Annotated in this window: 27 protein-coding genes; 14 read left to right on the forward strand and 13 right to left on the reverse strand. The window is 64.6% G+C overall.

What is annotated here, in order from left to right; translation table 11 throughout:
* Nucleotides 1-23: 23 nt before the first annotated feature.
* The 3 genes from MHY23_RS08210 to MHY23_RS08220 are packed head-to-tail and all read right to left on the reverse strand — an operon-like array spanning nucleotide 24 to nucleotide 2,813.
* Nucleotides 24-662: a response regulator transcription factor gene (locus MHY23_RS08210; protein ID WP_085956860.1), complete on the reverse strand. Its 639-nt coding sequence runs from the start codon at nucleotides 660-662 to the stop codon at nucleotides 24-26.
* The gene (locus MHY23_RS08215; protein ID WP_143338953.1) at nucleotides 659-1,768 is read right to left on the reverse strand and encodes a sensor histidine kinase; all 1,110 of its coding nucleotides are present in this window, start codon (nucleotides 1,766-1,768) and stop codon (nucleotides 659-661) included. The genes MHY23_RS08210 and MHY23_RS08215 overlap by 4 nt, the downstream gene beginning before the upstream one ends.
* A gap of 55 nt (nucleotides 1,769-1,823) precedes the next feature.
* Entirely contained in the window at nucleotides 1,824-2,813 is a 990-nt protein-coding gene (locus tag MHY23_RS08220; protein ID WP_239307139.1) for a hypothetical protein, read from the reverse strand.
* A 273-nt stretch (nucleotides 2,814-3,086) separates the two neighbouring features.
* Between MHY23_RS08220 and MHY23_RS08225 the strand changes: the two genes are divergently transcribed.
* Nucleotides 3,087-3,896 (forward strand): YhfC family glutamic-type intramembrane protease, encoded by an 810-nt coding sequence (locus tag MHY23_RS08225; RefSeq protein ID WP_239307140.1) that lies wholly within the window; start codon nucleotides 3,087-3,089, stop codon nucleotides 3,894-3,896.
* Nucleotides 3,893-5,035 (forward strand): o-succinylbenzoate--CoA ligase, encoded by a 1,143-nt coding sequence (menE, locus tag MHY23_RS08230; protein ID WP_239307141.1) that lies wholly within the window; start codon nucleotides 3,893-3,895, stop codon nucleotides 5,033-5,035. Before MHY23_RS08225 ends, menE begins: the two co-directional genes overlap by 4 nt.
* On the opposite strand, the gene MHY23_RS08235 is transcribed toward menE, so the two are convergent.
* Entirely contained in the window at nucleotides 5,032-5,382 is a 351-nt protein-coding gene (locus MHY23_RS08235) for a hypothetical protein (protein ID WP_239307142.1), read from the reverse strand. The genes menE and MHY23_RS08235 overlap by 4 nt on opposite strands.
* 299 nt (nucleotides 5,383-5,681) lie before the next feature.
* On the reverse strand, nucleotides 5,682-6,059 hold the full coding sequence (locus MHY23_RS08240; RefSeq protein ID WP_239307143.1) for a hypothetical protein: 378 nt from the start codon (nucleotides 6,057-6,059) through the stop codon (nucleotides 5,682-5,684).
* 603 nt (nucleotides 6,060-6,662) lie between these two features.
* Between MHY23_RS08240 and MHY23_RS08245 the strand changes: the two genes are divergently transcribed.
* The 3 genes from MHY23_RS08245 (at nucleotide 6,663) to MHY23_RS08255 (ending at nucleotide 8,761) form a co-directional block, all read left to right on the forward strand.
* Nucleotides 6,663-7,049 carry a hypothetical protein gene (locus tag MHY23_RS08245; RefSeq protein WP_239307144.1) on the forward strand — a complete coding sequence of 129 codons (387 nt, stop codon included), beginning with the start codon at nucleotides 6,663-6,665 and terminating at the stop codon, nucleotides 7,047-7,049.
* Between the two features lie 174 nt (nucleotides 7,050-7,223).
* Nucleotides 7,224-7,556, forward strand: a complete 333-nt coding sequence (locus MHY23_RS08250) for a hypothetical protein (RefSeq protein ID WP_239307145.1) — start codon at nucleotides 7,224-7,226, stop codon at nucleotides 7,554-7,556.
* A gap of 593 nt (nucleotides 7,557-8,149) precedes the next feature.
* On the forward strand, nucleotides 8,150-8,761 hold the full coding sequence (locus MHY23_RS08255; protein ID WP_286204874.1) for a DUF433 domain-containing protein: 612 nt from the start codon (nucleotides 8,150-8,152) through the stop codon (nucleotides 8,759-8,761).
* 47 nt (nucleotides 8,762-8,808) lie between these two features.
* Here the strand turns inward: MHY23_RS08255 and MHY23_RS08260 are convergent, their stop codons facing one another.
* Both MHY23_RS08260 and MHY23_RS08265 read right to left on the reverse strand, forming a co-directional pair.
* A complete protein-coding gene (locus MHY23_RS08260; RefSeq protein WP_239307146.1) occupies nucleotides 8,809-9,669 on the reverse strand; it encodes a bifunctional 2-polyprenyl-6-hydroxyphenol methylase/3-demethylubiquinol 3-O-methyltransferase UbiG in 861 nt (286 codons plus the stop codon).
* A gap of 11 nt (nucleotides 9,670-9,680) precedes the next feature.
* Nucleotides 9,681-9,989 carry a hypothetical protein gene (locus MHY23_RS08265; RefSeq protein WP_239307147.1) on the reverse strand — a complete coding sequence of 103 codons (309 nt, stop codon included), beginning with the start codon at nucleotides 9,987-9,989 and terminating at the stop codon, nucleotides 9,681-9,683.
* 363 nt (nucleotides 9,990-10,352) lie between these two features.
* Here MHY23_RS08265 and MHY23_RS08270 point away from each other — a divergent pair, with 363 nt between their 5' ends.
* Nucleotides 10,353-11,006 carry a hypothetical protein gene (locus MHY23_RS08270; protein ID WP_239307148.1) on the forward strand — a complete coding sequence of 218 codons (654 nt, stop codon included), beginning with the start codon at nucleotides 10,353-10,355 and terminating at the stop codon, nucleotides 11,004-11,006.
* Between the two features lie 77 nt (nucleotides 11,007-11,083).
* Nucleotides 11,084-11,239: a hypothetical protein gene (locus MHY23_RS08275; RefSeq protein ID WP_158407438.1), complete on the forward strand. Its 156-nt coding sequence runs from the start codon at nucleotides 11,084-11,086 to the stop codon at nucleotides 11,237-11,239.
* Between the two features lie 28 nt (nucleotides 11,240-11,267).
* Here MHY23_RS08275 and MHY23_RS08280 read toward each other — a convergent pair whose 3' ends face one another.
* The gene (locus MHY23_RS08280) at nucleotides 11,268-12,263 is read right to left on the reverse strand and encodes a membrane protein (protein WP_038609485.1); all 996 of its coding nucleotides are present in this window, start codon (nucleotides 12,261-12,263) and stop codon (nucleotides 11,268-11,270) included.
* An 88-nt stretch (nucleotides 12,264-12,351) separates the two neighbouring features.
* Between MHY23_RS08280 and MHY23_RS08285 the strand changes: the two genes are divergently transcribed.
* Nucleotides 12,352-12,921, forward strand: coding sequence for a TetR/AcrR family transcriptional regulator (locus MHY23_RS08285; RefSeq protein WP_179154772.1), 570 nt, complete (start codon nucleotides 12,352-12,354; stop codon nucleotides 12,919-12,921).
* Here the strand turns inward: MHY23_RS08285 and MHY23_RS08290 are convergent.
* Nucleotides 12,918-13,337, reverse strand: a complete 420-nt coding sequence (locus MHY23_RS08290) for a low molecular weight phosphatase family protein (protein WP_070475257.1) — start codon at nucleotides 13,335-13,337, stop codon at nucleotides 12,918-12,920. The two genes, MHY23_RS08285 and MHY23_RS08290, sit on opposite strands and share 4 nt — an antisense overlap.
* Complete coding sequence (arsB, locus tag MHY23_RS08295) at nucleotides 13,334-14,389, reverse strand: ACR3 family arsenite efflux transporter (RefSeq protein ID WP_179154867.1); 1,056 nt, start codon at nucleotides 14,387-14,389, stop codon at nucleotides 13,334-13,336. Before arsB ends, MHY23_RS08290 begins: the two co-directional genes overlap by 4 nt.
* Before the next feature lie 115 nt (nucleotides 14,390-14,504).
* Here arsB and MHY23_RS08300 point away from each other — a divergent pair, with 115 nt between their 5' ends.
* A complete protein-coding gene (locus tag MHY23_RS08300; RefSeq protein ID WP_070475259.1) occupies nucleotides 14,505-14,852 on the forward strand; it encodes a helix-turn-helix transcriptional regulator in 348 nt (115 codons plus the stop codon).
* 61 nt (nucleotides 14,853-14,913) lie between these two features.
* Here MHY23_RS08300 and MHY23_RS08305 read toward each other — a convergent pair whose 3' ends face one another.
* Genes MHY23_RS08305 through MHY23_RS08315 form a run of 3 tightly spaced genes read right to left on the reverse strand, consistent with a single transcriptional unit; the run spans nucleotide 14,914 to nucleotide 17,819 of the window.
* Nucleotides 14,914-15,600: a TrkA family potassium uptake protein gene (locus MHY23_RS08305; RefSeq protein ID WP_070475260.1), complete on the reverse strand. Its 687-nt coding sequence runs from the start codon at nucleotides 15,598-15,600 to the stop codon at nucleotides 14,914-14,916.
* The gene (locus MHY23_RS08310) at nucleotides 15,593-16,969 is read right to left on the reverse strand and encodes a TrkH family potassium uptake protein (RefSeq protein WP_070475261.1); all 1,377 of its coding nucleotides are present in this window, start codon (nucleotides 16,967-16,969) and stop codon (nucleotides 15,593-15,595) included. Before MHY23_RS08310 ends, MHY23_RS08305 begins: the two co-directional genes overlap by 8 nt.
* Nucleotides 16,970-16,979: 10 nt before the next feature.
* A complete protein-coding gene (locus MHY23_RS08315; protein WP_239307149.1) occupies nucleotides 16,980-17,819 on the reverse strand; it encodes a glycosyltransferase in 840 nt (279 codons plus the stop codon).
* Between the two features lie 39 nt (nucleotides 17,820-17,858).
* Between MHY23_RS08315 and MHY23_RS08320 the strand changes: the two genes are divergently transcribed.
* The 5 genes from MHY23_RS08320 (at nucleotide 17,859) to MHY23_RS08340 (ending at nucleotide 22,624) form a co-directional block, all read left to right on the forward strand.
* Complete coding sequence (locus tag MHY23_RS08320) at nucleotides 17,859-18,824, forward strand: 1,4-dihydroxy-2-naphthoate polyprenyltransferase (RefSeq protein ID WP_239307164.1); 966 nt, start codon at nucleotides 17,859-17,861, stop codon at nucleotides 18,822-18,824.
* Between the two features lie 75 nt (nucleotides 18,825-18,899).
* Nucleotides 18,900-19,802 carry an AEC family transporter gene (locus MHY23_RS08325; protein WP_239307150.1) on the forward strand — a complete coding sequence of 301 codons (903 nt, stop codon included), beginning with the start codon at nucleotides 18,900-18,902 and terminating at the stop codon, nucleotides 19,800-19,802.
* Between the two features lie 54 nt (nucleotides 19,803-19,856).
* Nucleotides 19,857-20,849, forward strand: a complete 993-nt coding sequence (locus MHY23_RS08330; RefSeq protein ID WP_239307151.1) for a substrate-binding domain-containing protein — start codon at nucleotides 19,857-19,859, stop codon at nucleotides 20,847-20,849.
* A complete protein-coding gene (locus MHY23_RS08335) occupies nucleotides 20,846-21,862 on the forward strand; it encodes an ABC transporter permease (RefSeq protein WP_239307152.1) in 1,017 nt (338 codons plus the stop codon). The genes MHY23_RS08330 and MHY23_RS08335 overlap by 4 nt, the downstream gene beginning before the upstream one ends.
* The gene (locus MHY23_RS08340; protein ID WP_239307153.1) at nucleotides 21,863-22,624 is read left to right on the forward strand and encodes an ATP-binding cassette domain-containing protein; all 762 of its coding nucleotides are present in this window, start codon (nucleotides 21,863-21,865) and stop codon (nucleotides 22,622-22,624) included.
* Nucleotides 22,625-22,648: the final 24 nt, after the last annotated feature.

Raw genomic sequence — 22,648 nt, forward strand, 5'->3', positions numbered from 1 at the left:
GCGGGACCACTATCCCTCCTCCTCTAGGAGGAGATGCCGGCGCGTTGCGCGATCAGCGCCAGCGCCACCCGGTCGCGCGCGCCGAGTTTGGCTAGCAGGCTGGATACGTGCGTTTTCACTGTGGTTTCCGCGATGTACAGCGCGGCGGCGATCTCTGCGTTGGTCGCTCCGCGGCCGATCTCGGCGAGCACGTCACGCTCGCGGGTGGTCAGCCCCTCCAGCGCAGTGGCCGACGCCGGGCTACCTGGACCTTCGCGCACCCACTCCATCACCCTGCCGGTCACGCCGGGCGCGAGGACGGATTCGCCGCTGGCTACCGCGCGCACCGCTCCCGCGAGCACGTCCGGCTCTGCGTCCTTGAGCAAAAATCCGTGGACGCCAGCGGCGATGGCTGCGTGGATGAGCGCGTCGTCGTCGAACGTGGTCAGCATGATCACCCGCGGGCCCAGCTCCATGATTGTGCGGGCGGCGCCGATGCCATCGAGCACCGGCATGCGGATGTCGAGCACGGCGACGTCGATGCGGTGCGCCCGCGCCTTCTCCACAGCCTCCGCCCCGTCGGCGGCTGTCGCCGCGACGGTGATGTCGTCTTGCGCGCCCAGGATGGTCTCGAGTGCGCTGAGCAGCAACGGTTGGTCGTCCGCAAGCAAAATCCGGATCATGCCGCCAACTCCGCCCGCACGGTGAATTCCTCTCCTGCCTGCCATGCTTCGAGCGTGCCGCCGGCGCTCGCGGCGCGCTCGCGCAGGCCTTCCAAACCGACGCCGGTGCCGGGCTGCGGGCACACCCGCCCGGTGGAGACCACCTCCACCACAACAGTCTGCCCCGGTGTCACTTTTACAGAGACGACCGGGTCCACTTGGTGGCGGGCCGCGTTGGTCAGCGCTTCAGTCACGATGCGGTGGATGGCAAGGGAGGTCACCGGTGGGACGTCGATAGGCGGGGCGTCGAGTGTGACCTGCATGCCGGCGTCGCGGAAGCGCTGCACCAGCGCGGGCAGCTCCGCGATCCCCGCCACCGGCGCGAACCCGCGATCACTTTCGCGCAGGCCGCGCACGAGCAGGCGGATCTCCGCCAGCGACTCACCCGCGGCAGCGTTGATTCGCTGCAGCGCCTCCCGCTCGCGCCCGGACGCGAGCCCCGCGTTGGCCTGCGCCTTGATCAGGGTCAACGAGTGCCCGAGCACGTCGTGGATGTCCCGCGCGATGGCCTGGCGCTCGTCCACCCGCGCCGCCGCCAGGCGTTGCTCCTTCGCTTCCGCGGCCCTGCGGCGGGCGGCCTCCTCCCCTGCCAGATTCGCACCCAGAAGGTACGCCACTGCGAACGCTGCCCAATGCAGCGCCAGCGTGAGCGCGCCGTCTGCGCCACGGCGGTAGAACAACACGAGTTGCTCGTCCCACGTCCACATAAACGGGGAGAGCAACGCCCACCCGCACGCCGCCGCCAGCACCCCAAGTGCGAAGCGTTTGCCGGCGTACCTGCCGGCGACGAACACCGCCACCGGCACTGCCAGCACCCACAGCGAATACCCCAGATTCACCGGCGCAGCCAGCCACACCAGCGCCCAGGCGGTGTTGAGCACCACTAACGCAGCCGACGCCGCCCGCGGCTTGCCGGTGAGCACCGCGAACGCAGCGACGAACCCCCACGACAGCAGCGCCTGCGCCCAGGCGGCGGCGCCCGGGCCGCTGATCGCACTCACGGTGTAGACGGCGGCAAGTACCGCCGCCGCCACCGCAAGCACTGCGTCACCCGTTTTCACATGCACGGGTGTCTAGCTTATCGACGGCTCCGCGCACCCACCTCCTCCCCAAGGAGGAGACCTACTTGGTCAACCCCGGGATCTGCGGAATGGTGGGCAGGCCCTTGACGCCCGCGTTCTGCAGCAGCGCGAACAGCGCGCCCAGGGCGGCGAGCACTGCGGCGACGATGCCGATGATCTGCGCCAGCTTGGCGTCGAAGGTCTCCGGTGCCTTTTCGTCCGGTGTCTCCACCGGGTCCTTCGGTGCGGGGCCCGGCTCAGGCGCGGTGTCGCCCAGGTCGGCGTTTTCCAGCTTCGGCGTCTCCGGCAGCTTCAGGTCCTGCGTGGGGAAGATGACGTGGCTGGTGCCGTCGTGGCAGGTCTTGGCCTCCTCGAGCGCGTAGTAATACGAGCTTTCCAACGTGTCCTGTACCTGGCCAAAGTAGGTCTTCTTCATGTTCGCGGCGAACGCGTCGCGCTGCCAACCCTCCACGTGTCGCAGCCACTGCGCGGTGTTCTGACCGGTGCGGCCGAACACGTAATCGTCGCCAAGCGGCTGCACCTTCGGCACTCCGCCGTCAATGCCCACGAACCAGTCGGCGTTGCCCTTCAGCGCGCGGCCGGCCGGACCCAGCGGAATTTGGGAGCCTTCCTTCATGTCCAGGTAGAAGTCGGCGTCGGTGGTGTGCAGGCCCAGCGGCGCCAGCTTCTCCTTCGCGGCGGCGCGGGCGTCGGCGCGGACGTCGCCCTCGGGCGTTTTGTCGTCCCGCAGCAGGCGCAAATGCTTGACGACGTCCGGCTCGGCCACGTAATCGTCGCCAAGCTTCTTAAGCTCCGGGAACGTCCCCTCGAACGCCTCGACGACCGAGGTGGCGTACATGCCGTGCGTGAGCGTTTTCGCGGCGCGTTCGGCTTGGTTGGCGGGGCCGCGCTCGACGTCGTTGAGCGTGACGCGGCAGTAGTTGGTGCCGTCCTTGGTGAACGGGGTCAAGGTGGCGGCGGTAGCAGTGGCAGGGACGGTGAGTGAAAGGGCGGTCGCCGCAGCGACGGCCGGTGCGATGATCTTCCTCATGTCTGTTTTATCGGTGGCAAGTGAGACCTGCGTTACAGGTGACTAGGAGCGGGGCAGCCAGGTCGATAGCTCGATGCCGATACTTCCAGGTCGATAGTTCCAGGTCAGCGCGTCGGGAGTATTTTCGGCCAAAACTCGACGAAACGCTGTGACCAGCAACTATCGACATCGAGATATCGACCTCGCCGCAAACGCCCGTTTATCCGCCCCGTCGCACCGCCCGCTCCACCGCCCACCGCGACCCGCCACGACCGCACCGGTATCGTTTCTGCCATGACGATGGGCCTTCTCATTCTGCAATTCGTCGGCTTGGCCGCTCTCGTGCTGGCCGCGTGGTTCGTGGGGAGGCGCAGGCTCGGCTTCAGGTGGGCGTCGCTCGGCTGGGGCACACTGGCGTTCCCACTGTCCCAGGTGGCCAGGTTCGCGCTGGTTATTCCGCTGCAGTTCCTGTTCAGCAAGACATTCGATCCAGCGACGGCCACCGCCCTGACCACTGCACTGTTCCTGGTCACCTCGGGCCTGTTCGAGGAGACCGCCCGCTGGATCGTGCTGCGTTTCTGGGACAAAAACACCCGCGAGTGGAACGACGGCGTCGGCTTCGGCCTGGGCCACGGCGGCATAGAGGCGCTGCTGCTCTTCACCAACCTGTTCATCGGCAACATCATGCTGCTGACCACCGGCGACGCAATCAAGGCGCAGGCCACCGGAAACGACGACCCCGCCACCGCGCAGGCCATTGCAGAGCAGATTGAGGCGCTGCAGAACATCGGCATGGGAATGATCGCCGCGAGCTGGTACGAGCGCGCGCTCGCGATCGCCGCACACGTGGTGTTCACCCTGATCGTGCTGCGCGCGGTGCGCGAGCGCCGCTGGCAGCTCTGGGCGCTGGCGGTTGTGTGCCACATCGGGTTCAACGCCGTTGCCGTGCTCATCGCGCCCCACAGCGCGCCGGTGATGTACGTGTTGCTCACCGCACTCACAGCCGCGGGGCTTTGGGCGACTATCGACGGCCCGCTGTCGCGCAAGACCTTCGCCCGCACCAACCCCACGACCCCTCTCGAGAACGAAACGCCCGCCAAGTGACCCACCTGCTGGAACTTCTCCCCGTCGACCCCGCCAACCCGCTGGCGATTGTCCCCGCGCTGGAAGAGGCGCTGACCGGCCAGCGCACACTCCTGCCAGTCCCCGCTAACGACCCGGCGCGCACGAACCTGCTGCGCAACACGCTGAAACCCGGCGCGCCCATCGACGACGACATCGCCCTGGTCGTGTCCACCTCCGGCTCCACGGGCAAGCCGAAGGGCGCGATGCTCACCCCGGCGAACCTGATCTCGAGTGCGGACGCGACCCACCAGGCGCTCGGCGGTGAGGGCCAGTGGCTGCTAGCCATGCCCGCCGCATACATCGCCGGCCTGCAAGTCCTCATCCGCAGCATGGTCGCCGGGGTCGAGCCCGCGTTCATTGACCTGACCCGCGGCTTCAACGTCGCGGAGTTTGCCGCCCGCGCCCACGAGCTCGCCCAAACCGGCGAGCGCACTTACACCGCGCTGACCCCGATGCAGCTGGCCAAGGCCACGTCCACGCTCAAGGGCATCGACGCGCTGCGCACGTTTTCCGCGGTCCTCGTCGGCGGAGCAGCAACCAACCCGCGCCTGCTCGACTCGGCTAAGAAGCTGCGCATCAACGTGGTCACCACCTACGGCTCCTCCGAAACCTCCGGCGGCTGCGTCTACGACGGCCGCCCCATCGCCGGCGCCCGCGTGCGCATCCAGAACGGCCGCATCCACCTCGGCGGCCCCATGGTCGCCCGCGGCTACCACCAGCTCGACTCCCCCGACCTCTCCGGCGGCTGGTTCCGCACCTCGGACGCCGGCGAGCTCGACGGCGGCGTGCTCACGGTCCTCGGCCGCACGGACAACGTCATTTCTTCCGGCGGCCTCAAGCTCCACCCCGAGGTGCTAGAAGAGGAGCTTTTGCTTATCGACGGCGTCACCGCCGCCACCGTCATCGGCAAAGACGACGACCGCTTCGGCCAGCGCATCTGCGCCGCCTACACCGGCTCCGCGACAGTGCCCGATATCCTGGACGCCCTCGCCGACGCGGAGGACGCTGGCCGCATCGCGCACTGGCAGATCCCCAAAGAACTCAAGATAGTGGCCGCGTTGCCGCAGCTCGGCCCGGGCAAAGTGGACCGCGCGGCCGTCAAGGAGCTGTTCGACTAAGACGGTTTTTCGGGGGCCTGCATGTAAGCGGCAACACCCCAAACTGCAGCACAGCAAAGAATCACCGGCACAGTGCCTGGCCACTCGATGAGTGCAATACCGAATATCGCAAGCGCCGATATCAAATCTCGAATAAGAAGTGATTGAACCGATTGCTTGGTCCTGTCTGCTTTCAACGCGGCCACTGCAACGAAGCACAGTGCCGCAGCGGCCATGACTGCGAAGAACACACCGGTAACCACAGGTGCATCTGCATAGGTGCCGTCATCGAGGTTGTGGCGTAGCGCAAGAGCAACGCCACCTACTAGCAGCGGACTCCAAAACCGCAGTCCCAGTTTCTTTTGCATAGCGCACGCCCTTTCTCATTCAATCTTTGGCTTAACTGGCGGAACCCCGGCCAACGTACTATGCAACGCCTTTATCTTGGAGCATCGCGCCCGTAATCTTGGCAGCAAAATCGATGAAGAAGCCGATTCCAAGGAGCGCTACTCCACCCGACAGCGCTACCCGGCCAGCTTCATTACAGCTACGACCGGTTTCGCCAGCTGGTGGCGATCTCCCCCTGGTGCGGCGGACGCTTGAGGCGCAGTCCGTCGAGAGACTTGATTTCCTTGTAGCTATACCGCATCTTCGCCGCTCCTTTTCCTTACCCGGCCGCCAACTCCGACGCTCGCTGGTACGACACCCCGAGCACCTGCCCCATCTCGCGGAGCGTGAACCCCTCGTCCTTCAACTTGCGGGCCAGCGCCGACCTCGCCGCCGCAGCATCATCCGATGCGGCTTTCGCCTTCACGCCGAGTTCGTCGGCACGCTTACGCAACGACTCAACCTCAGCAGGCAGGATAGGCACGACCTCGATCTTGAACTCGCCCGGCTTCAACCTGGACTGAAACGCGATCGCCTCCGCGACTTCATCCTGTGCGCGGTCGAGCCTCAGAGTCTGCGAGACCACCCCCAGTTCGTCGCATTCCAGCACCCAAGCGCCGCTCGGCCCACGCTCTGCAGTCACCGTGAACGCCTTCATCGCCACCACCCTTTTCCTAATTCGTTCTGAAATTGGTCAAAGAACTTCCGCGCCGCAAGATCATCAATCTCGTTATGTCTGCCCAGCGTCCGAGTCGTGTCTCCAACCCGGTATGCGTCATGGCGAGTTAGGCGTATCTCCTCAAATTCGAGTCCGCGTCTGCGCGCTTCAGCTCGCAACTTCCTAATTACTGCATAACACTTCATAGTTCAACCTCCCCCATCGCATATCTGTCAACCATAGATTGACACTCCGACATTCGCCCTTCACTTCTTTAGACGAAATGAACCCGCCGCCGGTTCCATGGAGCTTTTGCCTATCGACGCCCTCCGGTCCCCTCCCCCGCCGCCAACTCCGACGCCCGCTGGTACGACACCCCGAGCGCCTTCCCCATCTCGCGGAGCGTGAACCCACGTCCTTCAATTTGCGAGCCAGCGCAGTAGGCCACTTACTGCTCTAGTCTCGGGGAAGAAGATAAACGCACCGCCGGATGGAGAAGCAATGGACCAGGAGACAACCCGCACGGGACAGCCAGGCGATCCGCAGAGCAACGTATTCAGCCGTATTCCGGAGCCGCTACCTCCCCACGGTGCTCAGCTGGACTTGACCACACGACCTCTCCAGCCCGCTGAGGCAACGCCCGTCGCCGAACCGCAAGCACCCGCACCCTCAGACCCGACCCCCGAAGAGCTCCTCACCGCTGCGAACGCTCCGCAGTACACCCCTGCGCCGGTGCCCTCATCCTGGAGCACCCCAGCTCCGACGGAACCCACACCCGCGCCGGTCAAGCGCCCGAAAGCCGCCAAGGTGTTCAAGTGGTCCGCGGGCCTCGGTGTGCTGTGCTTCTTCCTGTTCGGTTTGTGCATCGAGACCTTCGACCCGGACGCCGAGTCCTTCATCGCGGGAGTATTCGCATTCGGCTTCTTCTTCGGTGGCCTCACCGCTGCGATTTCGGGAGTAATGGCGCTTTTCAACTTGTTTCGGAAGTGACGGAAAGCTCTCGAATCCCTCATCCCTAAATGAAGGAGAGTCACTCGAGAGACATCGACCGATCGTCGAACCCCCTCGCCAGTCCGCCTAATCGCATGACTCACAGGAAAAACCCTCGCGTTTGCGCGATAGTGGATCCGAGAACATATTGGCGACGCAACTTCCACTCAGTCTTTGAGCACGGATTCTGCGAAGCCCGCCGAGGACGAGCTCTCCTTCGAGGCCCTGCTCGACGGCAACTACCTGCTGCCAGGCGATCTACTCGACCCCATCGACCCAGATTGGGAAATCGATGCCGTCATTACCGACGACCGGACCATTCGCATCGACGGTGTAGACGAATTCGACAGCCTTGACGAAGCGGCACAGCACGTCGGTGTCGAGAACCTCAGCGGTTTCAATTTTTGGGCCCTCGAGAAGGACGGTGGTCTCGCAACGATGGCCGAACTCGTTACTGATGGGCCGCGTGAACCGGAAACCGTCGAGTTGTTTGGACCACGTATTTAGTAACGGTGTGGTGGGTTTCGGGTAACGCTCGGGTGGGTATCGAGTAACAGCCGGGCCAGTGCGCCTTGAACGTATGCCATGGGTTCTCCCAGCTGTCCGCTCAGCCGATTCGACGTGTTGAGCTACGAGCTAGCGAAGCAGCACGTACAGCGGAACCGCCGGCCCGGGCCAAAAGGAGGGGCCTGGTAGCGGCTGAGTATTGACCGCGCCCAGCTGGGCCCATGTGAACAACCACACCACGACCCTATGCGCAGAGGGTGATGTTTTGTTCTGCGAGAGCTCACGGGCATTTTGCACGTTGCAGTGCCTCTGACAACGTCGGCGCACTGACGGGGCGCGTCACCAGTACCCCGTTCCGGACTGTTACTGGATGCTCACCATCGCGTTACTCGATACTCACCACGGTGTTACTAGATGCGACCACGCAACATCGAGTAGCGCAACTCAGCTTCGAGTGTTTCAGCCGCCTTCTCGTGTCGCGCTTCCAACCAATTGTCTACTGAAATGCGCAGGTCCGAGCCACTGATAGCAGCTACGCAGGCTAAACTTCACTAAAACCTACGTGCCAGAAGCTGTGAGGAAGGAGGTCCGCTGTGTCATACGACTCCAAACTCGCGTCGTTCCTCAGCGGCGCCACCCGTTCGCAGTTAGACGGGTGGGCAAAGAGCGGCGTGCTGCGACCCGAAATCTCGTCCCGCCCTAGGCGATATTCTTTTCGCGATGTCGTGGCTTTACGGACCATCGCCAAGTTGCGTTCAAAAGTGTCACTGCAGAAGATCCGGGCCGCTCTTGCCACCTTGAACGACCAAGAATTCAACGAGCACATCTCCACGTACAGGTTCGCTACCGACGGCGAGTCCGTGAAACTGTGGACGGACGAGGGCTGGCTGGATCTGGTGTCCAATCCAGGGCAGTGGGAGCTCTACACCTTCGAGGATATTTACGGCGAATTCCCCAACTGGAAGAACAGGATTGTTCCTCCGCTTCTGCGGCCGCACGAGGGAATTGAAATTGACCCTCAGAAAATGCACGGCACTCCCGTGCTTACTGGCACAAGGGTTCCATTCGACCTAGTTATCGACCTATGCAGTGGCGACGAGGCGATGGATATGGAAGAACTCAAAGACGCATACCCATCACTAGACCGGGACGCCATTGCACATGCCCTTGACTTTGAATCAGCCGTTAAAGAGTGGTCTGCGTGAGGGGTCCGCACGAGCGCCCACCGAAGGCCCGTCGATAGGCGAAGGCCCTAGGACTTCGTCGCGGTGATGGCGAATTGGAGCGGCAGGCGCTCGGGGTTGTCGCGGAGGATGAATCCGCGGGAGTCCTCCACCATCAGCTCCGGCCAGGGGCACCACGCGGAGTAGGGGGTTTCTTCGAGGGCGGTGACGGTCAGGCCAGCGTCGATGAGCGCGGTGACAATCTCGCCGAGCGAGTGGTTCCACTGGTGGTTACGCGGGCTCGTCAGCTTCGGTGCACCCGGGGTGGTGACGTAGCTGTCCTCGTCCTCCCAGGTCAGCGGGTCGGGCATTTCGAAGTACGGCTGCTCAATGCGCAGGCCCTGGGAGACGTCCTCGCCGATGGTCATGAACATGGGGTGGTCGTCGCGGATGAAGAAGGTGCCGCCGGGAGCAAGCAGCTTTGCGACGACCTCCGCCCACCCCCGCACCTGCGGCAGCCAACACAGCACGCCGGCGGAGGTGTAGACGAGGTCGAATTCGCCGTCGACAGCGTCGCGGGCGTCGTAGACGTTGCTCTGGATGAACTCGACGTCCGCGTCGGCCTGGGCAGCGAAGTCGCGGGCGTAGTTGAGCGACTCGGCGGACAGATCCACGCCCACAACTCGGGACGCCCCGCGGCGGGCAAACCCGATGGTGTCGGTGCCCACGTGGCACTGCAGGTGGCACACGGACTTCCCGGCGAGGTCACCGAAGCGGTCGATGTCCACCGCGAGGACGCTGCTGATGGCAGTTTTGTCCGCGATCAGCTCGTCTTTGCCGCCGTAGTTACCGAACATGTGGGCGTGGGCACGGGAATCCCAGTTGGCTTGGTTGTCAGCGAACCAGGACACGGTCTCGGGCTGCGGTGCGTTGGTCTGCTCGTCGCTCATGGTGGCCGAGGTTACACGCCGCGGGCTTCGTCGATGAGGCGAAGGAGCTTGCTCACTGGAATTGAGGCTTCGGCCCCAGCCCGATCATCCACTCCGGCTTCAATGAATCGCCGGAGCACATCGTTGGTCGAAACTCCCTCGGCTGCGGCAATTCCTCGTGCGGCGCGGAGAACCCGATTGGGCATGGTGACAGTAAACGCAACGGCGGCTTCGGGGTCGGCGACATTGCCCAGGTCGCCTGGTTGGGCATCTTCCATGAGATCGGAGGTGTCGGTGTTGTCGTAAGAGGACCGTAGTTTTTCCAACTGCTGCTCGTTCATCGTTGCCCCTTCCTCCGGAATTGCGTGATTTCTTGGACCGCGCACACTTGGTCGGCATTTTTATCACCCGCTGGCGAGACTAGCTTGCGCGAGAGTAGAAACCTACCCATTTAGCTGTCTAAAATGCGTAATTATCTTCCCCATCTTAAAAACTAAGAACGGAGGTGCCATGAGAAAGTCTCTGACCCCAGTTCGGAGAACTGTGGAGGAATTGGATGAAGAACTCGCCAGTTTGAAAGCCCAAATGGCACCTCTCACCGTCGAGCACCTTCGTCGCTTACGGGATGCTGGTGCGATTGAGTATGCGGAAGAGCGACTCTTGGAGCGGTACGAGGCCTGTATGTGGCTCCGATACGGAGTGGCGTGACTTCATCACGGGGCCTCGAAAACGCAGTGCGCGCCTTCATGCTGCTGACGGTGCAATTGCTCGAGAGGACCCTTGAGGGCTCATCGCCGATCGACGCGGAGATTCTGGCTGACGGACAACGAGCATTCGTCGAGGGTACTCATCCGGTCATTATTGCCCACTCTGGGAGCGACCGCCTAGTCCTCCGCTATGAGTATCTACTCAGATATGACGATGTCAACGACGATGTCGAAATAGAGAAAAGCACCTTCAAAATCGAGTTCAGGGCGAGAAAGAAGCCCGCCCCGGTCGTCCGGTTCGAGTACGAATCGCAAGCCAGGAACAAACCCGCTTCGCATTTCCAGTTCCACGCTGACTCGGTGCCACTAGGACTACTGCTTGCCCGTGCGGGAAGGTATGACACCGCAGCCCAGCAGCAGGACATCCATTTCCCGATGGGCGGACCTCAATTCCGTTTGCAACTCACGGATGTCGTCGAACTGCTTATCCGAGAGTTCGGCGCTGCGCCCGAGACAGGATGGGAAGAGTGGCTCGATTTTCACCGCACCCTCTACCACGACGCGGAGGTGGATCGGGTGATCCGCGGAAATCTTTCCCGGGCGGTGACCATTCTGGAAGAGAGCGGGTACAGGGTCGAAGGACCAGAATAAGGACTGCTACCGAAGGTCCGTCGATAGCCAACCGCTTGCAAAGCACAATCGTGTAATTCGTGCCACAATGCGGTGGTGTGAGGCACGAGAAGCTACGCTCCCGCAAACCGTCCACGAATCCGAAGTACGCAACCTCCCCCTCCACCACCCACTACCGCGGCACCTCGCCGGCGCGCATGCAGGCGTCGAGGTTCCGCAACAAACAGCGAATCCCGATGATCCCGGCCAGGTGATAGTGCACGTTTGGGCCGGGCGTAGGGGTTAGGCAGTTTCAGTTGTTGTTTCAGCAGTCGGTGCCTTCGAGCGATCGAAGGCCAGCAGGAGTAGGCCGAGGAGAATCCAGCAGCACAACACTATCCAGGGCTGCGTGGACCCGGCACCATCGAAAAAGCTTAGCGAGCGAACGAGGAAGCCCGTCGCGCCAATCGGCATCAGCTGGCCGAGCGTGGACCAACCCGCCGGCAGCAACCACGGGCCCGTGGCCAGGCCGGACAAGGGGTTGGCAACGAAGATTGTCAGCACCGCGCCCAGGCCCGCACCCGGCATACCCATAAGCGCGCCGAGGCCCGCGGTCACCGACGACGTCGCGGCGATGCCGAGCGTCACAGCCAACCATTCCATGAACACGCTGCCGGAGAGGGTGCCGTATACGCCGTGCAGCATCCAGACCGCGACACCGGCGCCAATCATTGCAACACCAGCAATCACGGCAGCCTTCGACCACTTCTTCCCGCGAAGCAGCAGCGTCGGCAAGATGCCCGAGATCACGCCGCCGAACGCGAGCGGCAGTCCGAGCAGCGCGAGGCCTTGGGCCTGCGGGTCATCTTTGGTGGTGGGGGCGAGATCCTTCGTTTCCACAGGCATGCCGCTGGCCTCCATGTTTTGAGCGACACCGCTCAGCATTTGCACGTACGGTGCGCCATTGCCGGAGGCGGTATACACGGTCGCGCCGCCTTCACCGATCGCGATCGCGCCAACCGCCTCGCGGTCGCGCACCATCGTCTCCGCCTCCTCCGGCGAGCTCACGGTGATGAAGTCCGGGTGCTCCTCTTGCTGTTCAGCTTGAGCAATGAGCTTCTCGACGACAGGCCCCGGACCGGCCACCGCAACCGGCACCCCGTCCGGCCCGGACGCGAATGTCGGGGCCAAAAACGCCCAGAGCATCAGTCCGATGACGACGGGGATGCCAAGGATCATGGCGAGTGCCTTCTTTGTTGCGCCCTGCGTGGGTGCGGGGCGCGCCACGGTTGTGGACATAATCTCCTCCAAATGGAACAGTGTGTTTCAATTACACAAATGGATCATACTGTTCCACTTCTGGCGCGTCAACGGTAAGCTGCGGGTCATGCGAAAAGATGCTGCCGAAAACCGTCAAGCGATTGTGGAGGTCGCCTCCACGCTCATCGCCCAGATGGGGCCTGGCGTGTCGCTGCGCAACATCGCTAAGGAGGCAGGCGTGGGCGTGGCCACCGCGAGCCGCCACTTCCCCGACAGGGACGAGCTCTTCCGCGCGGTGCTCGAACACATCATGAACAGCATGCGCGACGTGGTGGACAAGCACCTCCTGCGTTTCCCCGACGCACCCGAAGACACCTGGCGTTCCGCGATCGGCGAGATGGTGAACTTGAACTTCCCCGCCGTCGGCCAGGAAATCCTGCCCAAACTGCTACCCACGTTGTCGCACGAAGACAGGGCTGTCGCCACCGCGCAGCTGCAAGCCATCTACGACCCGCTACTTGCGCAAGCCAAACAGCACGAACTGTGCCCCCCGGACCTCGACTACCTGTCGTTCCACTTCGCCATCATCGCGCTCTCACGCCCGCTGCCCGAGCCCGCGGAGGAAGCGTTCGCGGGCAGGCGCGCCTGGCTCGTCGACGTGTTCATTGATGGATTGCGCACCCAGCAAGCGAGCTAATGTACGGCTCCTACTAGCTCGTCGATAAGCGAACGCACACGGGCGTCAATGTCGTCGCGCACCAGGCGCATGCGCTCCATGCCCTCGATGCCGCGGTGCGAGGGTTCGTCGGTGTGCCAGCGCTCCAGCGTGCCGCGGGCGCCGTCAGGCATCTCCACCTGCGCGTCTTCGCCGAGCACCACGACGCGATCGACGTTGCGCAGCAGTTCCGGATCGATGGGTTTGGGCGTTCCGTGCGACATGTCGGCGCCAGCCTCTGCGATCGCTTCGACCGATTCCTGGTTCAGCTTCGTGCCGGGTTTGGTACCCGCGGAGTGGATGCCGAGCTTGCTACCAGCGTGCTTCTCGGCGAGCGCCGCCGCCATCTGGGACTTGCCGCCGTTGCCGACGCAGACGAACAGGACTGAGGGCTTCATGTAAGGCTCCTTTGGTTAGGCAGGGTTGGGTCACCGGGGAACAGTTTCGGGCCGATGGCGCGCATGAGGTAGACCAAGCCGACGAGCACCGGGATCTCGATGAGCGGGCCGATTGTGCCCGCCAGCGCCTGGGCGGAGGTGGCGCCGAAGGTGCCGATGGCCACCGCGATGGCGAGCTCGAAGTTGTTGCCGGCGGCCGTGAATGCCACCGAGGCGGACTGGGCGTAGTCCATGCCGGACAGCTTTGCCACTACAAGAGCCACAGCGAACATGCCCACGAAGTAGCACAGCAGCGGCAGCGCCACCGTGGCCACGGTCAACGGCCTGGACAGAATCTGGTCGCCCTGCAGCGAAAACAGCAGCACGATCGTGTACAGCAGGCCGACCAGCGCCAGCGGGGAGATCCGGGGCAGGAAGGTGTTTTCGTACCAGTCGCGGCCCTTGGTGCGCTCGCCGATGATGCGGGACAGCAGCCCGGCCAGCAGCGGGATGCCCAAAAAGACGAGCACGGAGGAGACGATCGCCCAGAAGGAGAACTCCACCGAGGTGGTCTCCAGGCCCAGCCAAGACGGAAGGACCTGCAGGTAGAACCAGCCGAGCACGCCGAACATGAGCACCTGGAACACCGAGTTGATGGCCACAAGCACGGCGGTGGCTTCCCGGTCGGCGCAGGCGAGGTCGGACCACACCAGCACCATGGCGATGCAGCGCGCCAGACCGACGATGATTAAGCCGGTGCGCAGCTCAGGCTCGTTGGGCAGGAAGATCCAGGCGAGCGCGAACATGAACGCGGGGCCGACAATCCAGTTCAAGATGATGGACACGGTCATGAGCCGTTTGTCGGTGGCGATCTCGCGGGTCTTGTCGTAGCGCACCTTGGCCAACGGCGGGTACATCATCACCAGCAGGCCGAGCGCGATCGGCAGCGAGATCCCGCCGACCTCCAGGCGCTCGAGTACGCCCGAAAGCCCCGGCACTGCGCGGCCGATGGCGAGGCCCGCCGCCATGGCGAGCATGATCCACACCGGCAGGAAGCGGTCAAGAAATGACATGCGCTCTACTGGCTGAGAGGTTGTGTCTTCCATCTGGAATCCTTATCTATTGACGATTATCAATACGAACACTAAAAGCCACATTTATCGCTGTCAATATGAAAAGGTAGGAAGCATGAAAGATTCTGTCGCCACGACAGCAGTCACTGGCCTCGACTGCTGCTCGCTGGGCTCCGGCTTGCTCTCCGCAGACGACGCGACGCGTTACGCGGCCCTGTTCAAAGTTTTGGCGGACCCCGGCCGGCTGCAACTACTCTCCTGGCTCGCCGAAGAGGGCTGCGAGCCGATGACCGTGAGCGAACTGACGCGACGCTCTGGGCTAAGCCAACCGACGGTTTCCCACCACCTCAAAAAACTTACCGAGGCCGGGCTCCTAGAAAAGAGCCGCCTGGGCAGGTCGGTCCTCCACCGGCTGCGCCCGGAGCTGTTCGCGGAACTTCGCACCGTGCTGCAGATGGACTGAGACTTACCAGCTGAGACAGAACCACTCCCAGCAGAACTGGTCCAAAGACTGCCACATGCCCCTACTGCTGGGAGAAACGCTCTAAGTCGTCCGGCGCACCCGCCATCACAATCAGGTTCGACGGGGAGAGCTCCTGGCCCGGCACAAACGGCTGCCACTCGCCGTTGCTGTTGCGCACGGAGACCACCTGCACGCGGTGCTTGTCCCACAGCTTTTCCGCGTCGCAGGGGCCGGACAGCAGCGCACGCGGCGGGGCCATCTTGATCACGCCGTAGTTCTCCGCCAGCTCTGCGAAATCCTGGAACCTCCCGCCGAGCAGATGCGCCACCCGGCGGCCGGTGTCGTGCTCCGGGCGCACCACGTGGTGCACGCCGAGGCGTTGCAAAATGCGGGCGTGGGACTCCGAATCAGCCTTCGCCCAAATGTCGGGCACCCCTAGATCCACCAGGTTGGAGGCGGTCAGGATGGACGCCTCCAGCGCGGAGCCGATGCCGAGTACAGCGCGTTTGAAGTCGTGAACACCGAGCTGGCGTAAGGCTTCGGGGTCGGTGGTGTCGGCGACGGTGGCGTCGGTAAGCAAAGGCGCATGCTCGCGTACCAGCCGCTCATCCGCGTCGACGCCTAGGACCTCCACGCCGTAGCGGGTGAGCTCCTGGGCGATCGCACCGCCGAAACGGCCCAGGCCAATGACCACCACGGGCGGGATATTCAAACGCTGCGTGGACGTGAAACGGGGGAAGTTAACCAATGAACGGCCTTTCTGTGGGGTAGTCGAACCTGCGGGAAACGGTGCGCAGCGCCAGCGCTGCGACGAGTGTGAACGGGCCGATGCGCCCGAGGTACATCAGCAGGCACAGCGCGAGCTGGGACGGGGTGGACAAATCCGCGGTGATGCCGGTGGAAAGCCCCGTGGTGGCAAACGCCGAAATGACCTCGAAGTTGACCTGGTCGGCGGTGAACTGGGGGTCGCAAATACGCAGCGTAGCTACGCCTGCGGTCACCGCTACCAGTCCCGCCGCGGCCACCGTCATCGCCTGTCGCACCACACTTTTTGGCACGGTGCGGTGGCCCACGGTGGTGGCGTCGCGGCCTTTGAATTCCGCGAGCATGGCCGCTAGCAGCACGGTCGCGGTGGTGATCTTGATGCCGCCGGCCGTGCCCGCGGACCCGCCGCCGATGAACATGTATATGTCCGTGACCATCAGTGTGATCGGGTGCGCCTCGGCGTAGTCGACAGAGTTGAACCCCGCGGTGCGCGGTGTCACCCCGGAGAAGAACGCGTTGAGGCACTTGACGCTGGCTGGCATACCGGCGAGGAAGCCGCGCCACTCCAGCAGCGCGATGATAAGCGTGGCGCTGACCACCAGAAACGCGGTCGCCTTCAGCGTCATGCGGGTGGTGATTGACAACCGCCGCGAGCTCACCGGCGCGCCGTGGACCAGACCGCGCACCCGCTCGCGGCCGCGGCGCACCAGCTCGGAGAGCACCGGGTAGCCCAGCCCGCCAATCATCAACGCACCCGCCAACGGGATGAGGATCCACCCATCCGTGTTGTAGGAGACCAGGCTGTCCGAACGCAGACCAAAGCCGGCGTTGTTGAACCCGGAAATCGCGTGGAACACGCCCTCGTATGCGGCACGCCCCGGCGCCATGCCGTAGACGGTGGCGAAGCGAATGCCCAAGATCACCGCCACCGCCCCCTCAAAGAAGAAGGTGAGCAGCAGCGTTGCCACGAGCGTCCGCCTCACCCCACCATCCAAAATCGGCCGCCCCTCAGCGGCCGTGGAATACCGCGAGCGCAGCTTCACCCTGCCGGTGAGCAGCATGCCGGTCAGCGAAGTGATGCTCATGATGCCTAGGCCGCCCACCTGGATCAGGGCAAGCACAATGAGCTGTCCGGCCAGGCTCCAGTGACTGCCGGTGTCCTCGGTAACCAGGCCGGTCAAAGTGGTCGCGGACGTGGCGGTAAACAGCGCGCTCACCAGCGCCGTCGGCGCGCCGTCAGCGGAGGCGAACGGCATGGAAAGCAGCGCTGTGCCGGTGAGGATCAGAGCTAGAAAGCCCAGCGCAGTTAGTTGCGCGGGGCCGAGCCACCTCGTGGAGGCTGTGTCATTCACCGGCCAAACGCTACTCCGCGGCGCGCAGCTTGGCTACATCTTCCGCCGAATACGTCGCCGCGATTTGGACGTCGTTGCCACCGGAGAGGTTCACCCGCGACAGGCGCACACGCTGCGAACCCGGCACCAGCGGGAAGTTCGCCGAGCGCTCCGAAACTTGCTTCACCGGGAACCCGGCGCGCAGGGCGCAGTGGTTCAGCCACACATCGTCGGCGCGTGGGGCGAGGTCCAAAAACTCCGTGCCGCGCTCGGCGACGTAGCGCACCATCTCCTTCGGGTAGCGCACGCCGTCCACGCCGGTGGCGAAGTGCAAAATCGACGGCTCGGCGCTGCGCACCGGCTTCCACTTCTTATACGGGGCGATGCCGTTATCATCCAGCACGACTCTGTGGGCGCGGTAGGCGGTGATGGTGGTGGCCGGCGGGGCGTCGATAAGCTTCTGCGCGAAGGTGCGCGGGTAAAGCACATCGTCATCGACGGTGATGACGTTGCGGTCCGGGTACCGCTGGAACGTGCCGTAATACTTGGTGTGCGGGCCCAAGCCGCCGGTGGACTCGTGCACCTGCAGGCCGCGATCCGCCAGCGCCTGCAGCGACTCCGGCCAGCGGGCGTGAAAATCCACGGGATCCAGCCACAGGTGCACCGGCAGGCGCACCGTACCCACCAGAAGCGACGCGATCGCCGCGGCCGCGGAGCGCAAACGGGTGCCGTGGGTGGTCAAAGAAATGACGGTCTCGCCGTCTTCCGGGAAGCGCTTGTCAGAGTTGTGCGCCGCGTTGAGCAGCAACGGGAGACGAACGAATGCGCCGGTGGCCACGAACCCCTGCCGCACGGCGTAGTCAATCCACATGGCGCATTACCCTAGCCCACCGGCGCGGGAGGGTGCATGATGGAGGGCATGACTGATACTGGGACTAACACCGCCACTATCCGCGACTGGTGGGAAGCCGCCCGCCCCCACACCTGGCCCAACGCATTCGCCCCCGTCATCGCCGGTACCGGCGTGGCGGCCCTGACCTTGCAGGCCCACCCCGGCCGCGCCGTGCTGGCGCTTCTGGTGGCGTGGGCGCTGATCATCGGCGTCAACTACGCCAACGACTACTCCGACGGCATCCGCGGCACCGACGACGACCGCACCGGGCCGACGCGCCTGACCGGCTCCGGGCTGGCCGCGCCGGAGCAGGTAAAGCTGGCGGCGTTTATCGCGTTCGGCGCCGCCGCTGTGTTCGGCGTGATCCTGTCCGCGGTGGCGGGCGCGATGTGGCTCGTGCTGGTGGGCGCGCTGTGCATCGCCGCGGCGTGGTTCTACACCGGCGGCGACAGCCCGTACGGCTACTCCGGCTTCGGCGAGGTCTCGGTGTTCGTGTTCTTCGGCCTCGTCGCCGTGATGGGCACCGAGTACACCCAGTCCGGGATGGTGTCGTGGGAAGGCTTCCTGTGCGCGCTGGCCATCGGCGCGATCTCCGCGTCGGTGAACCTGGCCAACAACATCCGCGACATCCCCACCGATGCGGCCGCCGGCAAGCGCACACTCGCAGTAAGGCTTGGCGACGATAAAGCGCGCACCCTCTTCACCGTCCTGACTTTGTTCCCGTTCTTCATTTCCGTGGTGCTGTCGATGACCACCGTGTCTGCGCTTGCGGCACTGGTGGCGCTGCCACTGGCGGTGGCGAGCGTGCAGAAGGTGCGCGGCGGCGCTTCTGGTGCGGAGCTGATCCCGGTGCTGGGGCTCAACGGCAAGACGATGCTTTTGTGGGCCGTGGTCACCGCGGTGGCGTTCGCATGGTTCGGCTGGTCGTTCTGGGGCGGGTTCAGCGGCATCGGCGAGGCCGTGCCGTACGCGCCGTTGTCCTAAGTGTTGCGTTTGGGAATGTGGCAAATATTTGCCGCATTCCCAAACGCGACCACCCCCAGCGATACACTCAGCCGCATGCTTGACGTCCTCACCGGTTTTGCCATCATCTTCACCGTCATCGCGGCGGGGTGGTGGCTCGCGCACAAGCGCGTCATCGGGCCGGGCGAGGAGCGCCTGCAGCTCAACCGCATAGCGTTCTACGTGGCCACCCCGTCGCTGATCTTCTCCTCGGTGGCGGTCTCGGACACGGACGCGTTCTTCTCCCCGGTCATCCTGGTCATCGCCGTCGCCACGGTGGTGACCATGCTCATCTACTGGGCGATCAGTGCGGTCTTCTTCCACCAGGACGCCGCGGAGACGATGGCGGGCGCGGCGTCCTCGAGCTACTACAACTCCGTCAACATCGGCCTGCCCATCGCGACCTATGTGCTTGGCGACGCCACCTTCGTCGTGCCCGCCCTCGTCCTCCAGATGGCGGTGCTCTCCCCCATCGTCATTGCGGGGCTGGACCGGGGCGCGAAGGGCGTCGGCAAGTCCGTGGTGGCCGGCCTGACCGCGCCCGTGGTGGTCGCGGCGTTCGCAGGCTTCGCCGTCTCCGCGGCGTCCTGGACGGTGCCGGAGCCGGTGCTCGCGCCGCTGGAGATTTTGGGCGGGGCGTCCATCCCGCTGATCCTGATGAGCTTCGGCGCCTCGCTGACCGGCGAGAAGGTGCTGCAGAGCCACCGCGGACCCACCCTTACCGCCACCGCGCTGAAGCTGGTGGGCATGCCGGCGGTGGCGTGGGTCGTCGCTAGGCTGCTGGGCCTTGACGGCCAAGAGATGTACGCCGCACTGATCCTGTGCGCGCTGCCCACGGCGCAAAACGTGTACAACTACGCCGCGACGTACCGCTCCGGCGAAGTGATCTGCCGCGACACCGTCTTCCTCACCACGTTCCTGGCGCTGCCCGCGATGCTGCTCATCGCCGGGGTGTTCTAGCGAAAAAACTCCCTGCGCTTGACGGAGGCGAGTGGAGTGGTTCACACTTTGGCAATGAACAAGGCGCGGAAAACAGTGGCCGCCGTGTTGCTTGCGGTGGTGGCGGTGTTGGGCGGATGCTCGTCGACAGGCGGAGCCCCCCGCAACGAAAACGGCGGCGGCACGGCGGGCGGTGTGGACACCCCGCGGTACGTGGTGGCGATGGTCACCCACGGCGCGCCCGGCGACACCTACTGGGACCTCGTGCGCAAGGGCGCCGAGGACGCCGCGAAGAAGGACAACATCGAACTGCGCTACTCCTCTGACCCGCAGGCGCCCAACCAGGCGAACCTCGTGCGCTCGGCGGTGGACGCGGGCGTGGACGGCATCGCCGTGACCATGCCGAATGCCGAGGCGATCGGCCCGGCGGCGCGCGACGCCGTGGACCGCGGCATCCCCGTCGTCGGGCTCAACGCCGGCATGACCGCGTACCAGGACTACGGGATGACCGGCTTCTTCGGCCAGGACGAGACCGTCGCCGGCCGCGCCGCCGGCGAGCGCCTCAAGGATGAGGGCAAGAAGAAGGTGCTGTGCGTGATCCACGAGCAGGGCAACTCCTCCCAGGAGGCGCGCTGCGCTGGTGTTCGCGAGGGCCTCGGCGGCGGCGCAGTGGAGCTGCTGTACGTCAACGGCCAGGACCTCACCTCGGTGCAGTCCACCATCTCCTCCAAGCTTTCCCAGGACCGCTCCTTCGACACCGTGTTTGCGCTGCAGGCGCCGGTGGCGATGCGCGCCGTGGAGTCTGTGAACCAGTCCGGCGCGCAGGCGCAGGTGGCCACCTTCGACACCAACGCGGAGCTCGTCGGCGCCATCGCGGACGGGCGCGTGGCGTGGGCCGTGGACCAGCAGCCGTACCTGCAGGGCTACCTGGCCGTGGACTCGCTGTGGATTGCAAAACGTAACGGCGGCACCCTCGGCGGCGGGCGCCCGGTCTACACCGGCCCGAGCTTCGTGGATACTACAAACGTGGACAAGGTCGAAGAGGCAGCGAAGGCAGGTATGCGATGAGGGACGACCGCCTGAAAACCCGCACCGGGTTCGCGCGCCTGATCCGCCGCCCGGAGTTTGCCAGCCTGCTCGGCTTCATCGCGATCTTCGTCTTCTTCCTCTCCGTGGCGCCGGCGTTTCGCTCGTTTGAGGCGCTGGCCACCACGTTGTACGCCAGCTCCACCCTGGGGATTGTGGCGCTGGCGGTGGGCATGCTCATGATCGGCGGGGAGTTCGACCTCTCCTCCGGTGTGGCCGTGACCACCGCCGCGCTCGCCGCGACGATGCTCAACTACAACCTGCACCTAAATTCCTGGGTGGGCGCGTTCCTGGCGCTGGGAATCTCGCTGTCCATCGGCGCGCTCAACGGCTTTTTAGTCACGCGCACCGGCATCGATTCATTCCTGATCACCCTGGCTGCCTTCCTCATGCTCCAGGGCCTGAACCTGGCGGTGACGAAGCTGGTCACCGGCCAGGTGGCCACCCCCACCATCGCGGACATGGAGGGCTTCCCGTCCGCCCACGCCGTGTTCGCCGGCAACTTCCACATCGGCAACGTGCGCATCTCGGTCACCGTGCTGTGGTGGATCTTCTTCGTCGCCGTGGCGTCGTTCGTGCTGTTCCGCACCAAGCTCGGCGGCTGGATCACCGCTGTCGGCGGCAACGCCGAGGCCGCCCGCGCCGTAGGCGTGCCGGTGCGCCGCGTGAAGATTCTGCTGTTCATGGGCGTCGGCTTCGCCGCGTGGTTCGTTGGGATGCACACCCTGTTCGCCTTCGACTCCATCCAGGCCGGCCAGGGCGTGGGCAACGAGTTCCTCTACATCATCGCCGCGGTCATCGGCGGCTGCGCCATGACGGGCGGGCGCGGCACCGCCGTCGGCACCGCCATCGGCGCGCTGATTTTCGGCATGACCAACCAGGGCATCGTCTACGCCGGTTGGAACCCGGACTGGTTCAAGTTCTTCCTCGGCGCGACACTGCTGGTGGCGGTGCTCGCGAACACCTCCTTCGCCAAATACACCAAGGGGCGCTAAGTGGCTGTCATCGAACTGGAAAACATCACCAAGTCCTACGGCAGCTTCGAGGCACTGCGCGGCGTCAACCTCGCCGTGCGCGAAGGCGAAGTCACCTGCGTGCTCGGCGACAACGGCGCCGGCAAATCCACCCTGATCAAAATCCTGTCGGGCCTGCACACGCCCACTTCGGGCACCATGCTTATCGACGGCTCCGCCACCACCCTCACCTCCCCCCGCGACGCCATCAGCGCTGGCATCGCCACCGTCCACCAGACGCTGGCGATCGTCGACGAGCTCAGCGTGTGGCGCAACTTCTTCCTCGGCCAGGAACTCACCGGCGCGCTCGGTGTGCTGCGCCAGGCGAAGATGAAACGGATCTGCTCCGAGCAGCTTTTGGAGATGGGCATTGACATCCCCGACGTGGACGTCGAGGCCGGCAACCTCTCCGGCGGCCAACGCCAGGTCATCGCCATCGCCCGTGCCGTCTACTTCGGCGCCCGCGTGCTGATCCTTGACGAGCCCACCGCAGCGCTTGGCGTGAAACAGTCCGGGGCGGTGCTGCGCATGGTCGCCGCCGCCCGCGATCGCGGCATCGCCGTCGTGTTAGTCACCCACAACCCCCACCACGCATTCTTGGTGGGCGACCACTTCACCATTCTGAAGCTCGGCCACCAGGAGCTCGACGCACCACGGTCCCAGGTCACCCTCGAGGAGCTGACCCACCGGATGGCCGGGGGTGGGGAGCTGGAGGCGCTCAGCCATGAGCTGAGGCGGGACTAAACCTTTGGTGCGTCGATTAGCGAG

Source organism: Corynebacterium sp. ACRQP (assembly GCF_022345915.1).
Taxonomy (GTDB): Bacteria; Actinomycetota; Actinomycetes; order Mycobacteriales; family Mycobacteriaceae; genus Corynebacterium; species Corynebacterium lehmanniae.